General features: G+C 47.0%; 8 protein-coding genes. 6 read left to right on the plus strand and 2 right to left on the minus strand.

Annotated elements, in window-relative coordinates; translation table 11 throughout:
* Window positions 1-79 precede the first annotated feature (79 nt).
* Window positions 80-2,830, minus strand: a complete 2,751-nt coding sequence (gyrA, locus tag L5M38_RS03335) for a DNA gyrase subunit A (RefSeq protein WP_028759867.1) — start codon at window positions 2,828-2,830, stop codon at window positions 80-82.
* 385 nt (window positions 2,831-3,215) lie between these two features.
* On the opposite strand from gyrA, the gene ubiG reads away from it, so the two are divergent.
* From ubiG to yfaE, 5 genes are all read left to right on the plus strand, one after another.
* On the plus strand, window positions 3,216-3,926 hold the full coding sequence (ubiG, locus tag L5M38_RS03340) for a bifunctional 2-polyprenyl-6-hydroxyphenol methylase/3-demethylubiquinol 3-O-methyltransferase UbiG (protein ID WP_263167338.1): 711 nt from the start codon (window positions 3,216-3,218) through the stop codon (window positions 3,924-3,926).
* Window position 3,927: 1 nt separating this feature from the next.
* The gene (locus tag L5M38_RS03345) at window positions 3,928-4,599 is read left to right on the plus strand and encodes an HAD family hydrolase (RefSeq protein WP_212600984.1); all 672 of its coding nucleotides are present in this window, start codon (window positions 3,928-3,930) and stop codon (window positions 4,597-4,599) included.
* Window positions 4,600-5,101: 502 nt separating this feature from the next.
* Window positions 5,102-7,390, plus strand: a complete 2,289-nt coding sequence (nrdA, locus tag L5M38_RS03350) for a class 1a ribonucleoside-diphosphate reductase subunit alpha (protein ID WP_263178347.1) — start codon at window positions 5,102-5,104, stop codon at window positions 7,388-7,390.
* Window positions 7,391-7,470: 80 nt separating this feature from the next.
* Window positions 7,471-8,601, plus strand: coding sequence for a class Ia ribonucleoside-diphosphate reductase subunit beta (nrdB, locus tag L5M38_RS03355; protein ID WP_028759863.1), 1,131 nt, complete (start codon window positions 7,471-7,473; stop codon window positions 8,599-8,601).
* Window positions 8,602-8,649: 48 nt separating this feature from the next.
* Window positions 8,650-9,078, plus strand: a complete 429-nt coding sequence (yfaE, locus tag L5M38_RS03360) for a class I ribonucleotide reductase maintenance protein YfaE (protein ID WP_263178348.1) — start codon at window positions 8,650-8,652, stop codon at window positions 9,076-9,078.
* 302 nt (window positions 9,079-9,380) lie between these two features.
* On the opposite strand, the gene L5M38_RS03365 is transcribed toward yfaE, so the two are convergent.
* Window positions 9,381-11,399: an NADPH-dependent 2,4-dienoyl-CoA reductase gene (locus L5M38_RS03365; protein ID WP_263178350.1), complete on the minus strand. Its 2,019-nt coding sequence runs from the start codon at window positions 11,397-11,399 to the stop codon at window positions 9,381-9,383.
* Window positions 11,400-11,564: 165 nt separating this feature from the next.
* Between L5M38_RS03365 and sppA the strand changes: the two genes are divergently transcribed.
* Entirely contained in the window at window positions 11,565-13,412 is a 1,848-nt protein-coding gene (gene sppA / locus L5M38_RS03370) for a signal peptide peptidase SppA (protein ID WP_263167333.1), read from the plus strand.
* The last annotated feature ends 4 nt before the right edge of the window (window positions 13,413-13,416 follow it).

Below are 13,416 nucleotides of genomic sequence, written 5' to 3' on the forward strand. Positions count from 1 at the left end.
TAAAACGAACAATGCTATCAACATCAATGCCATTAAAAAAACGAGCGTCCAATTGGACGCTCGTTAATATGACACTTAATTACTCTTCGTCTTGCTCATCATCAGCAAGCTCGTCTTCATCTTCGTCCAACTCTTCTTCGTCATCCAGCGCTTCTTCAAGAGCCTCGTCGGCTAATTCACCTTCGATAATGACAGGAACAATCGGTAAACCGTTTTCATCCAGCTCGACTTCATCTTCTTCAGTTTGGATTTCGTCGATACGTTGTAGGCCGACCACTTTCTCGTCGCCCGCAGTACGGATAATCGTTACACCTTGAGTGTTACGGCCAATGATAGACACGCCACTCGCAGGTGTACGCACTAGAGTACCTTTATCACTGATGAGCATCAGTTCGTCGTTAAGACCGACTTGAACAGCCCCAACAACAGCGCCGTTACGTTCGCTCACCTTGATTGAAACTACACCTTTAGTCGCACGGCTCTTCGCAGGATATTCAGACAGTTGCGTCCGTTTACCGTAACCGTTTTCAGTCACAGTCAGAATCGCGCCATCGCCTTTGGGTACGATAAGCGACACGACTTTCTGACCTTCTTCTAAACGAATACCACGAACGCCTGTTGCAGTACGGCCCATAGGACGTAAGGACAAGACTTCTTCGCCGGTTTCAGGATCGGTTTTCACTTCGCCTGTTTCAGAATCACGTACTTTCTCACCAAAGCGAACCACTTTCCCTTCGTTCGAGAACAACATGATTTCGTCATCACCGTTAGTGATATCGACACCGATCAGTTGGTCACCGTCTTTGAGGTTAACGGCGATAATGCCGTTTGCACGTGGGTTGCTATAAGCAGTTAGTGCGGTTTTCTTCACAGTACCGTGAGAGGTCGCCATGATGATGTACTTGTCCGCAGCGTATTCACGTACTGGCAGAATCGCAGTAATGCGCTCGCCATCAGATAACGGCAGCAAGTTAACAATTGGACGACCACGGGCCGTACGGCTCGCTAATGGCAATTGATACACTTTGAGCCAGTACATCTTACCAAAATCAGAGAAGCACAAAATGGTGTCATGGGTATTGGCAACTAACAGCTTCTCAACGAAATCTTCGTCTTTCACTTTAGTTGCCGCTTTACCTTTACCACCACGGCGCTGAGCTTGGTAATCGGTCAACGGTTGATACTTGGCATAACCTAAGTGCGACAGTGTTACTACAACGTCTTCTTCGTTGATCAAGTCTTCAAGACTCATATCAACTTCGTTGGCATTGATCACTGTACGGCGCGCATCACCATATTCTTCAAGGATTTGAACTAATTCTTCCTTGATCACTTCCATCAAACGCTCAGGACTGCGCAAAATAAACAGCAGACCCGCGATAAATTCGAGCAGTTCTTCGTATTCGGCGATGATCTTATCGTGCTCAAGACCGGTCAAACGGTGCAAACGCAGTTCCAGAATGGCCTGAGCTTGTTGCTCAGTCAGGAAGTATTGACCGTCACGAATACCGTATTGTGGCTCTAACCACTCTGGACGCGCGGCGTCATCGCCCGCTTTTTCCAGCATGCCTTGAACGTGGCCTAATTCCCAACCTTGCTCAACCAATTTCACTTTGGCATCCGCAGGCGTGGGTGAGGCTTTGATCAGTGCAATAATCGGGTCAATGTTAGCCAGTGCAACCGCCAGCGCTTCCAAAATATGGGCACGCTCACGGGCTTTACGCAGTTCGAATACGGTACGACGCGTCACGACTTCACGGCGATGCAGAATAAAGCATTCGAGCATTTCTTTAAGGTTAAACAGTTTAGGCTGACCATTGGTCAGGGCCACCATGTTAATCCCGAAAGAACACTGCATTTGCGTTTGAGCATAAAGGTTATTGAGTACAACCTCGCCCACTTCACCGCGCTTAATTTCGATAACGATACGCATACCGTCTTTATCAGACTCGTCGCGTAGACCGCTTATCCCTTCAAGCTTTTTATCTTTAACCAGCTCGGCAATCTTCTCGATTAAACGGGCTTTGTTCACCTGATACGGGATTTCAGTGACGATAATGCGCTCACGGCCATTATCTTCGGTTTCCACATCTGCCAGAGCACGCATGATCGCGCGGCCACGGCCAGTTTTATAGGCATCAATAATGCCTTTACGGCCATTGATAATCGCTGCAGTGGGGAAATCCGGACCAGGAATGTATTCCATCAACTGTTCAATCGACAGTGAAGGTTCTTCAATCAATGCCAAACAGCCTTTCACTACTTCCGTTAGGTTGTGTGGTGGGATGTTGGTTGCCATACCCACGGCAATACCCGATGAACCGTTAATTAACAGGTTAGGTACGCGTGTAGGTAATACAGCTGGGATCTGTTCTGTGCCGTCGTAGTTAGGGACGAAATCCACTGTCTCTTTTTCAAGATCGGCCAGTAATTGGTGCGCTAACTTATCCATACGGATTTCGGTATAACGCATTGCCGCCGCTGAGTCACCGTCGACCGAACCGAAGTTACCTTGGCCGTCTACTAAGGTGTAACGCAGTGAGAATGGCTGGGCCATACGGACGATAGTGTCATAAACAGCAGAATCACCATGGGGGTGATATTTACCGATGACGTCACCGACCACACGGGCAGATTTTTTGTAAGGCTTGTTCCAATCGTTCTTCAATTCACTCATGGCAAACAGAACGCGGCGATGAACCGGCTTTAAGCCGTCGCGCACGTCTGGTAATGCACGTCCCACGATAACGCTCATGGCGTAATCAAGGTACGAATTCTTTAGTTCGTCTTCGATATTAATTGGCGAAATAGATGATGCCAGATCAGTCATAAACTGCTCGTTCCCCTGAAAAATAGCCGACAACGTATAATCCGTATCATTGCCTAGCCCAAAAACGTGATTTGGCATTCTAACACAGTTATTTAATGTCGCCAGACCTATCATTATCGAATTGAGAGTCTGGTGGCTTAATAGATGAAAACACTGTCAATTTGGTCGTTTGTGCGATAAACAAGCGTTGAAATTCACGGCTTACGATGAGGAAAAATCGTCAAAGGGATAAAGTAAAAGGTCGATACGGAGCACAACAATTAACATAAAAGCAGATAACTGCTGAAAATTCACTCAACCACAAGGGCTTAGCTCAGTCGAGCACTTTGTTTATCAAACATAGTCGTTATAATAGCCGCACAATACAGCTTCTTCAGGTAATAGCATGCATCAGAATACCAATGTAGACCCACAGGAAATCGCAAAGTTTGAACGTATGGCCGAAACTTGGTGGGATCTCAACGGCGAATTTAAGCCGCTGCATCTATTAAACCCGCTGCGCTTAAACTATATCGATCAAACCGCTGGCGGTATTTTCGGGAAGAAAGTGCTCGATGTCGGCTGTGGTGGCGGCATTTTGTCTGAAAGCATGGCCCGCATCGGCGCCGAGGTTGATGGCTTAGATATGGGTGATGAGCCCTTAGAAGTCGCCCGCCTACATGCCCTCGAAACGGGTGTGAGCATTAATTATGTAAAAAATACTGCCGAGGCCCACAGCCAAGATCATCAAACCTATTACGATGTGGTGACCTGCATGGAAATGCTCGAACATGTACCCGATCCACAATCTGTGATTAAAGCATGCTGTGACATGGTCAAACCCGGTGGTCATGTGTTTTTCTCCACCATCAACCGCAACATTAAATCCTACGTGCACACCATTTTAGGTGCGGAATATTTGCTAAAAATGCTGCCAGTTGGCACCCACGAGCATAAAAAATTCATTAAGCCTTCGGAGCTGATTGAGCTAGTAGATAATACCGATCTTATCTGTACCGATGCCTTAGGGGTAAGCTACAACCCATTGACGGGCATTTTTCAGTACACGCCTAAGGTTGATGTGAATTACATGATAGCGACGCGTAAGGTTGATTAATATGAGTCTGGCACAGATCAAAGGCGTACTGTTCGATCTCGACGGCACCTTAGCCGATACCGCGCCGGATCTGGTGCAAGCCCTCAATTTAAGTCTTCAAGATGTCGGCATCGCCGCGCAGCCGTTAGCGGCCATGCGCTACGCCGCATCCCACGGCAGTTTTGCCTTAGTCGATGCCGCGATCCCTGATGCGGCAGAAGATCTTCGGTCTCAAGTTCAGCAAGGGCTACTCGCCCACTATCAGCGTATAAATGGCGATCACTGTGCGCTATTCACAGGCATAGCGGCATTACTCGACTGGCTCGAGTTAACTCAGCTGCCGTTTGGGGTGATCACCAACAAGCCTGCGCGCTTTACCCGTCCCTTATTGCGAAAACTGAATTTACACTTGCGTATGCCCGTTATCATTAGTGGCGATTCTACAAAACACCCAAAACCCCACACTGCACCTATGCTGTTAGGCGCACAACAGCTGAACTGTGCTCCAGAATACATTTTGTATCTTGGGGATGCCGAGCGAGATTTGCTCGCGGCCAAGGCTGCTGGCATGTTAGGCGGCGTGGCCCTATGGGGTTATCTGGGCGTGAACGACAAGCCGTTGCAATGGCCAGCGCACGCGCATTTTGCGAGCCCAACTGAGCTACATCAAGCACTAATCGAAGCATTGGCTTAACAACATCAACCAAAAACAGCGCCTACAATGCTCACGAATAAGGCATCCAATACGTAACTTCACTGACGAACATCAGTGTGTCAGCATACTATTTATGACCCACGGAAAAAGTCAGGCGGATAAAAGATCGGCACTCGTGAGCGATCGCGATCTAAAGAAAAGATCGCCTAAAAATCCCCCATGAGTGCGATACACTAACCTGAAATTGAGCTTCAAGGTTAGTCGTTACTAACGCGAAAGCTTATCCTCAACTTATCCACAAGATGTCCCCTGAATTCAGACTTGCAAATAGGGGCAAACCTCACTATCTTGTATCCCAGATAATTTAAAACACCATATCTTGTGTATAGGTAGCAATCAGACACACTAAAAGCTCGCCGCTTAATTGACTCGTTTTCAACCAGTCAGCAGTATTTAAGGGACGGTTATTGATTGTTTTACAAGGATACGTACGGTGAACTTGCTCACCTAAATAGATATAAGAACCAAGGCCTATCTCCAAATGAATAGCACTATGACAGTCACAAAACGCTGTGGCGATCGTGAAAATATCGATCTCGAAAAAATACACCGCGTAATTACTTGGGCAGCCAAGGGATTAAAAAACGTTTCTGTTTCTGAAGTTGAACTGCGCTCGCACCTACAGTTTTTCGATGGCATCCCAACCGAAGCTATCCATGAAACCATTATCAAAGCGGCTGCGGATTTAATTTCTCCAGAATCATCGGACTATCAATTCCTCGCCGCCCGTTTAGCGGTGTTTCATTTGCGTAAGAAGGCCTTTGGTCAGTTCGAGCCGCCAGCACTGTATACCCACGTGACTAAGTTAGTTGAGCTTGGCAAGTATGATATGCACATTCTGCAAGATTACAGCCGCGAAGAACTCGACGTGATGGATACCTATATCGACCATTGGCGCGATATGGACTTCTCTTACGCTGCGGTAAAACAGCTTGAAGGCAAATATTTAGTTCAAAACCGTGTGACGCACGAAATCTATGAGAGCGCCCAGTTCCTTTACATTTTGGTCGCGGCCTGTTTGTTTGCCCGTTATCCAAAAGAAACGCGCCTGAAATATGTTAAAGATTTCTACGACGCGGTATCGACCTTTAAGATTTCGCTACCGACGCCAATCATGGCCGGTGTGCGCACGCCAACACGTCAGTTCAGCTCTTGCGTACTGATCGAATGTGGTGACAGCTTAGATTCAATCAACGCGACAGCTTCGTCTATCGTGAAATACGTCAGCCAACGTGCGGGTATCGGTATTAACGCCGGTCGTATTCGCGCCTTAGGTAGCCCAATCCGTGGTGGTGAAGCCTTCCACACAGGTTGTTTACCTTTCTATAAGTATTTCCAAACCGCAGTGAAGTCTTGTTCTCAAGGCGGCGTGCGTGGCGGTGCTGCGACCCTGTTCTACCCTATTTGGCACTTAGAAGTCGAATCTCTGCTGGTATTGAAAAATAACCGCGGCGTCGAAGACAACCGTATCCGTCATTTAGACTACGGTGTGCAGCTGAACAAAGTCATGTATCAACGTCTGATCAAAGGCGAAAACATCAGCCTGTTTAGCCCATCTGACGTACCTGGCTTATATGATGCTTTCTTTGAGGATCAAAACGAATTCGAACGTTTATATGTGCAATATGAGCAAGACAGCAGCATTCGTAAGAAAACCATAAAGGCAGTTGAGCTGTTTTCACTGATGATGCAAGAGCGTGCCTCAACTGGCCGTATCTACATTCAAAACGTGGATCACTGCAACACTCACAGCCCGTTCGATTCAAAAGTCGCACCGATCAGACAGTCTAACCTTTGTCTTGAAATCGCCCTACCGACTAAACCATTGAACAACATCGATGATCCAGAAGGTGAAATCGCGCTTTGTACGCTGTCAGCACTTAACTTAGGTTCTATCAAAGAATTATCTGATATTGAGCCATTAGCCGACCTCGCCGTACGCGCACTGGATAACCTGTTGGATTATCAAGATTACCCTATCAAGGCCGCTCAAATTGCCTCGATGAATCGCCGTACCTTAGGCATAGGCGTGATTAACTTTGCTAACTACTTAGCAAAAAATGGCATGAAGTATTCCGATGGCAGCGCGAACGACCTGACCCACAGAACCTTCGAAGCGATTCAGTACTATTTACTGAAAGCCTCGATGAACTTGGCCAAAGAGCAAGGTGCGTGTCCGTTATTCCACGAGACCACTTACTCTCAAGGTATTTTACCAATCGATACCTACAAACGTGACCTAGATAAAATTTGTGCTGAACCATTGCACTTAGACTGGGAATCACTGCGTAGCGATATCAAGCAATATGGCCTGCGTAACTCGACGTTGTCGGCATTAATGCCATCAGAAACCTCGTCGCAAATCTCCAATGCGACCAATGGTATCGAGCCACCACGTGGTCTTATCAGCGTGAAATCGAGCAAAGACGGACAGCTAAAACAAGTTGTACCTGATTTCGATACGCTGAAAGATAGCTATGAATTGCTATGGAAAATGCCAAGTAATGACGGTTACTTACAGCTAGTGGGTATCATGCAGAAGTTCGTTGACCAAGCGATTTCGGCTAACACTAACTACGATCCTTCACGTTTTGAAGGCCGTAAAGTACCGATGCAAACCCTGCTGAAAGATTTGCTCAATGCTTACAAGTTAGGTGTTAAAACGCTTTACTACCATAACACTCGCGATGGTGCGTCGGATTCACACGATGACATCACCAATTTAGAGAAAGAAGATGACGGTTGCGCCGGCGGCGCATGTAAAATCTAGTCTTTAACTTTAACGTTAACGTTAACGGTTTTATAGGGATCCCTATTTAGTGGATCCCTATCCATTGGAAAAATAGCACCATGGCCTACTCTACCTTCTGTCAAACACCCAACGATGCCACCCGTGAACCTATGTTTTTAGGTCAATCGGTCAACGTGGCTCGTTACGATCAACAAAAATATGAAGTGTTCGAAAAACTGATAGAAAAGCAGTTATCTTTCTTTTGGCGCCCGGAAGAAGTAGACGTCAGTCGTGATAAGATTGACTACGGTGCATTGCCTGATCATGAAAAACACATCTTTATTTCGAACCTGAAATACCAAACCCTACTCGACTCGATTCAAGGCCGCTCGCCCAATGTGGCCTTTTTGCCGCTGGTGTCACTGCCTGAATTAGAAACCTGGATTGAGACTTGGTCTTTCTCTGAGACGATTCACTCGCGCTCATACACCCACATCATTCGCAATATTGTTAACGATCCTTCAGTGATCTTCGACGATATCGTCGTGAACAAAGAAATCTTAAGCCGTGCGACCGATATCGCCGCTTATTACGATCACTTGATCCAACTGACTCAGATATTCCATTTACTCGGTGCAGGAACCCATGTTATCGATGGCAAAGAAGTCATAGTCAACACCCGCACCCTGAAAAAAGCCTTGTACCTGTGCATGATGTCAGTCAACGCCCTGGAAGCCATTCGTTTCTATGTTAGCTTTGCCTGCTCATTTGCCTTTGCTGAACGTAAGCTCATGGAAGGTAACGCGAAAATTATTCGCTTAATCGCCCGTGATGAAGCCTTACATTTAAATAGCACTCAGCATATTTTAAGCATCATGCAAGGCGGTAAAGACGATCCAGAAATGGGTGAAATTGCTGCAGAATGCCAACAGGAAGCTTTCGATTTATTCTTCAAAGCCGCAGAGCAAGAAAAAGAATGGGCAAAATACCTATTCAAAGACGGCTCTATGATAGGTTTGAATGAACAGATCCTGTGCCAATACGTTGAGTTTATTACTAATCAACGCATGAAGTCGGTGAATCTACCGCAACCATACCCAGAAATAACCAATCCATTACCTTGGATGAAAAACTGGTTAGAAAGCGATGCAGTGCAAGTTGCACCACAGGAAGTTGAAGTCTCTTCATACCTTGTCGGCCAAATCGACTCCGCGGTTGATGGTGATGAGTTCCTCGACTTCGATCTATAACGATATATAAGACGCTTAAAAGTGACGTTACAAAATGGCATTAAAACAGTGACATCAAAAAAACGGCCACAAAACCTGTTTGCGAAGGCGCCGATCGTGCGCCTTCAAGGTCAACCTGTGTTGCTCTTTACCGAGCAACAAGGCACCTTGCTGCAAGCGCTCGAAGCTAAAAAAGTTAAAATCTTCTCAGAATGTCGCAACGGTTTCTGCGGCGCCTGCAAAACACGCGTCATCAGCGGAAAAGTCAGCTACTTAAACGAACCCTTAGCCGAACTCAAACATGATGAATGTTTGCCCTGCTGCTGTGTTCCAACCGAAGATTTAGAGCTGGATCTATCACCTGAAGGTGCAGCTGTGGTCACCTATGCGTGTCAATCTCATCAGAATAAAGCCAGTTTGGCTACTAAGCCAAAGCAAACACAAAATGTAGCAAGTGACACACGCACGCAGAAACAGGCAGTGTTTGAAGACTCATAACGGCAAAACTCGATTGTTCAATAAGCTGCTTTAAACAAGATGTGGCGTTAAAACCCAAAATCGCTTTAAAACAAAAATGAGCTTTTAAACAAAGAGTAGCTTTAAGACAGCCCCTTTCAATACAGCCTTATTCAATCCGCGCCATTAGATACCAAACATTTTAAAACCCACTATTCTCCCGTTTCTCTATTTACAATGCATTCACACAAACAAACTAAAACAAAAAAGCCTGAACACAAGTTCAGGCTTTCAGGATCTAAAATTGAATACTTAAGGTTTAAAACGTACGACTTATCGACTTTCTATAAACGCATTGCCAGCTCAGCGCCTTGGCGGATTGCACGCTTAGCATCAAGCTCTGCCGCGACATCTACGCCACCAATCAGATGCACAGGCAGGCCCGTCGCTTTCATCTCATCCACTAACGTGCGATTCGATTCTTGCCCAGCACACAAGACGACGTTATCGACGGCCAGCACTTCAGTGGTTTCACCTACGCGAATATGCAGTCCAGCCTCATCAAACTTGTCGTAACTCACGCCCGTTTTCATCTTCACATCATGTTGCTTAAGCACAAGACGGTGGATCCAGCCGGTGGTTTTGCCTAAGCCTTTGCCCATCTTCGACGTTTTACGTTGCAGTAAAAACACCTTACGATGATCAGTATTGTCGGAATGAGGTTCAGTTAGGCCGCCCGCATGCTGGTAAGTTTTATCTATGCCCCACTGTTGTAGCCATTTATCGGGGTTCAAGGTGCTCGACTGGCGCTCACACAAAAAGTGCGCCATATCGAACCCTATACCGCCGGCGCCAATCAAGGCCACCGTATTACCGACAGTCACTTCACCCGAGAGCACTTTTTGATAATCGACCACCCGTGGGTCGTCAAAACCGGGTAAGACTAAATCACGCGGCACAACGCCTGAGGCGATTACCACTTCATCAAACGTTTCCGTCGCCAGCACACTGGCATCGAGACGAGTGTTTAATCTCAGCTCCACCTTATGCAACTTAATTTGGTTTATGAAGTAACGAATAGTCTCGTTAAACTCTTCTTTCCCAGGGATTTTACGTGCGAGATTAAACTGGCCACCCACCTCGGATTTCGCTTCAAACAAGACAACGTCATGGCCACGCATGGCGGCATAAACAGAAAATGCCATGCCCGCAGGGCCTGCCCCCATCACCGCAATACGCTTTTTATTTACTGTGGGTAAGAAGTTGATTTCAGTCTCATAACAGGCGCGAGGATTCACTAAGCAAGTTGCGCGCTTGAGGGAAAAAGTATGATCAAGACAAGCTTGGTTACAGCCAATGCAGGTGTTGATAAGCTCCGGCGTGTTCGCCGCAGCCTTATTCACAAACTCAGGATCAGCAAGGAAAGGCCGCGCCATCGACACCATGTCAGCTTGACCAGAGGCGATAATCTGCTCACCAATCTCAGCGGTGTTAATGCGGTTAGTCGCAATTAAGGGAACAGAGACAGATTGTTTGAGCTTTTCAGTTACCCACGCAAAGGCGCCACGGGGCACGCTTGTCGCAATGGTCGGTACTCGCGCTTCATGCCAACCAATACCAGTATTTAAAATAGACACGCCAGCTTGCTCTAACCACTGGGCGAGCTGCACCACTTCATCCCAAGTCGAGCCGTTATCCACTAGATCGAGCATAGATAAACGGAAGATAATGATGAAGTCTTTACCGACTTTTGCCCGTATCGCGTTAACAATCTCAATCGGGAATTGCGCCCGCTTTTCAAACGCACCACCCCATTCATCGGTGCGGGTGTTGGTGCGCGCACTGACAAACTGATTGATCAAATAGCCTTCAGATCCCATCACCTCAACGCCATCGTAACCGGCTTTCTTGGCAAGAGCGGCTGAGCTGGCGTAATCCTTAATGGTCGAGCGCACTTGGCGACTAGACATAGCAGACGGCGTAAAAGGTGTAATGGGTGATTTAATTTTGCTCGGTGCTTGGGAAAAAGGATGATAACCGTAGCGGCCCGCATGCAAAATTTGCATGCAGATCTTACCGCCGGCCTCATGTACAGCCTGCGTGACCACGCGATGCTTACCGACTTGCCAAGGAAAACTCAGCTGACAGGCATGGGGAGTAAGGCGACCGCGAAGATTGGGGGAAATACCGCCCGTTACAATCAAACCCACGCCGCCCAGAGCGCGTTCTTTGTAGAACGCTGCCAGTTTCTCAAATCCGCCCTTTTCTTCTTCCAAACCTGTGTGCATTGAGCCCATAAGCACGCGGTTTTTGAGCTGGGTGAATCCCAGATCTAAGGGTTCTAATAAATGGGGAAACGACATTCAAACATCCTTTTAAAACAAGTGATTTAAATCAGCATACCTTGAGTCAAATCTAAGCTCAACCGTTGGATCGAGGCCATTAGTCAAAATCCTTTACAATTGTGTTTAGCCTGTAGCGCCATTTTCAGTTAGCATGGGCAGATTGGACTTATAAAGGAGTGGAAAATGTCCGCTAACCCATCGTTTTTCAAGAGAATATGTTTGTTTATTTGGCACACCCTCAACGGGACGCGTAAACTGATACTCAATCTGATCTTTTTTGGCATCTTAGCCGCCATTATCATCTCCATTGGCAGCAGCGAAGATATTCAAGTTGAAGATAATTCAGCACTGGTGCTTAATCTGGCTGGTTCGATTGTCGATCAGAAGCAACAGGTCGATCCCTTAGAAGCCGCATTCAAGCAAGGCAATAATGGCAATGCCGATGGGGAAATCCTGCTCGCCGATGTGTTATATGTGATTGATAATGCCGCGCAAGATCAAAGGATAAGTACCCTAGTACTTGATCTAGCCGATTTGAAACGTGCCGGGATCAGTAAGCTGCAATCTATCGGTGATGCGCTCAATCGCTTTAAAGAAAGCGGTAAAAGAGTGGTCGCCATAGGCAACTACTACGAGCAAAATCAATATTTCCTCGCCAGTTTTGCCGACACTATTTACCTCAATCCCCAAGGTGGTGTCTCGCTTGATGGCCTGAGTATGTACAACCAGTACTTCAAATCGGCCTTAGATAAACTCAAAGTGAAAGCGCATATTTTCCGCGTGGGAACCTTTAAATCTGCGGTTGAACCCTACATGCGTGACGATATGTCCGATGCTGCTCGCGAAGCCAGTAGCGCACTTTTAACCGATGTATGGCAAAGCTATACCCAGATAGTCGCTGGTAATCGCAATATTGAGCCTAACTCGCTAGTGCCCGATGCAAGCACTTATTTGGCCGAGCTCGATAAAGCTAATGGTGACTCTGCGGCAATGGCCATCAACATGAAATGGGTTGATAACTTAGCCACGACGGAAGATTTTCGTCAAACCATGCTAGAAACCGTTGGCAAAGCCAGCAGCGGTGACAGTTTCAAGCAAGTGAGTTTTTACGATTATTTAACCTTAGTGACGCCATTGCCAAGCTTTGTTGAACAAGACAGTGTCGGCATTATTGTCGCAAGTGGCACGATTCTGAACGGCACTCAACCTGCGGGCCAAATTGGCGGCGAAAGCACTGCCGAGCTGCTACGTAAGGCCCGTTTCGATAAACACGTTAAAGCCTTAGTGCTGCGCGTCGATAGCCCAGGCGGTAGCGCCTTTGCCTCGGAGCAAATTCGTCAAGAATTACTGGCACTTAAAGCGGCTGGCAAACCTGTTGTCGTCAGCATGGGCAGTTTGGCCGCATCGGGCGGTTACTGGATTTCGGCCAGTGCCGACTACATCTTCGCAACGCCAACTACGCTCACGGGCTCAATTGGGATCTTCGGCATGATCACCACCTTCGAAGATTCTCTGGCCAGTATAGGCGTGCATACTGATGGCGTATCAACATCGGAATGGGCGGGATTGTCTGTGACGCGCACGCTGTCACCGCAAGTTGAAGCGATTATCCAACGTCATATTGAACGTGGCTATTTAGACTTTATCTCGCTGGTCGCTAAAGAACGTAAAATGACCATAGAACAAGTCGATAAGATTGCCCAAGGCCGTGTTTGGAGTGGTAAAAAAGCCCTTGAGCTTGGCTTAGTCGATGAACTGGGTGATTTAGATGAGGCGATTGCTAAAGCCGCTAAACTCGCTGATATGACACTATTTGACACCCGCGTTATCGAACAAGAGCTGACACCCGAGCAACGCTTTATGCAACAGATGTTTGCCTCAGTATCGAGCTACCTGCCCGCCTCACTGAGCCAATCATCGATGTTAGAGCAAATGCTAGCGCAATGGACCAGCAGCTTGAAAACGTTAACCTCTTTTGATGATCCAAATAACGTCTACATCTACTGTGATAGTTGCAATATGATGAACTAAATCT

The organism is Shewanella sp. SM101, from assembly GCF_025654465.1.
GTDB lineage: Bacteria > Pseudomonadota > Gammaproteobacteria > Enterobacterales > Shewanellaceae > Shewanella > Shewanella oncorhynchi.

Bases quoted from the DNA above. Each gene is read 5' to 3' on its own strand.
- nrdB (WP_028759863.1), top strand. From the start codon at position 7,471: ATGGCCTACTCTACCTTCTGTCAAACACCCAACGATGCCACCCGTGAA.
- gyrA (WP_028759867.1), bottom strand. From the start codon at position 2,830: ATGACTGATCTGGCATCATCTATTTCGCCAATTAATATCGAAGACGAA.
- nrdA (WP_263178347.1), top strand. From the start codon at position 5,102: ATGAATAGCACTATGACAGTCACAAAACGCTGTGGCGATCGTGAAAAT.
- L5M38_RS03365 (WP_263178350.1), bottom strand. From the start codon at position 11,399: ATGTCGTTTCCCCATTTATTAGAACCCTTAGATCTGGGATTCACCCAG.
- sppA (WP_263167333.1), top strand. From the start codon at position 11,565: ATGTCCGCTAACCCATCGTTTTTCAAGAGAATATGTTTGTTTATTTGG.
- ubiG (WP_263167338.1), top strand. From the start codon at position 3,216: ATGCATCAGAATACCAATGTAGACCCACAGGAAATCGCAAAGTTTGAA.
- L5M38_RS03345 (WP_212600984.1), top strand. From the start codon at position 3,928: ATGAGTCTGGCACAGATCAAAGGCGTACTGTTCGATCTCGACGGCACC.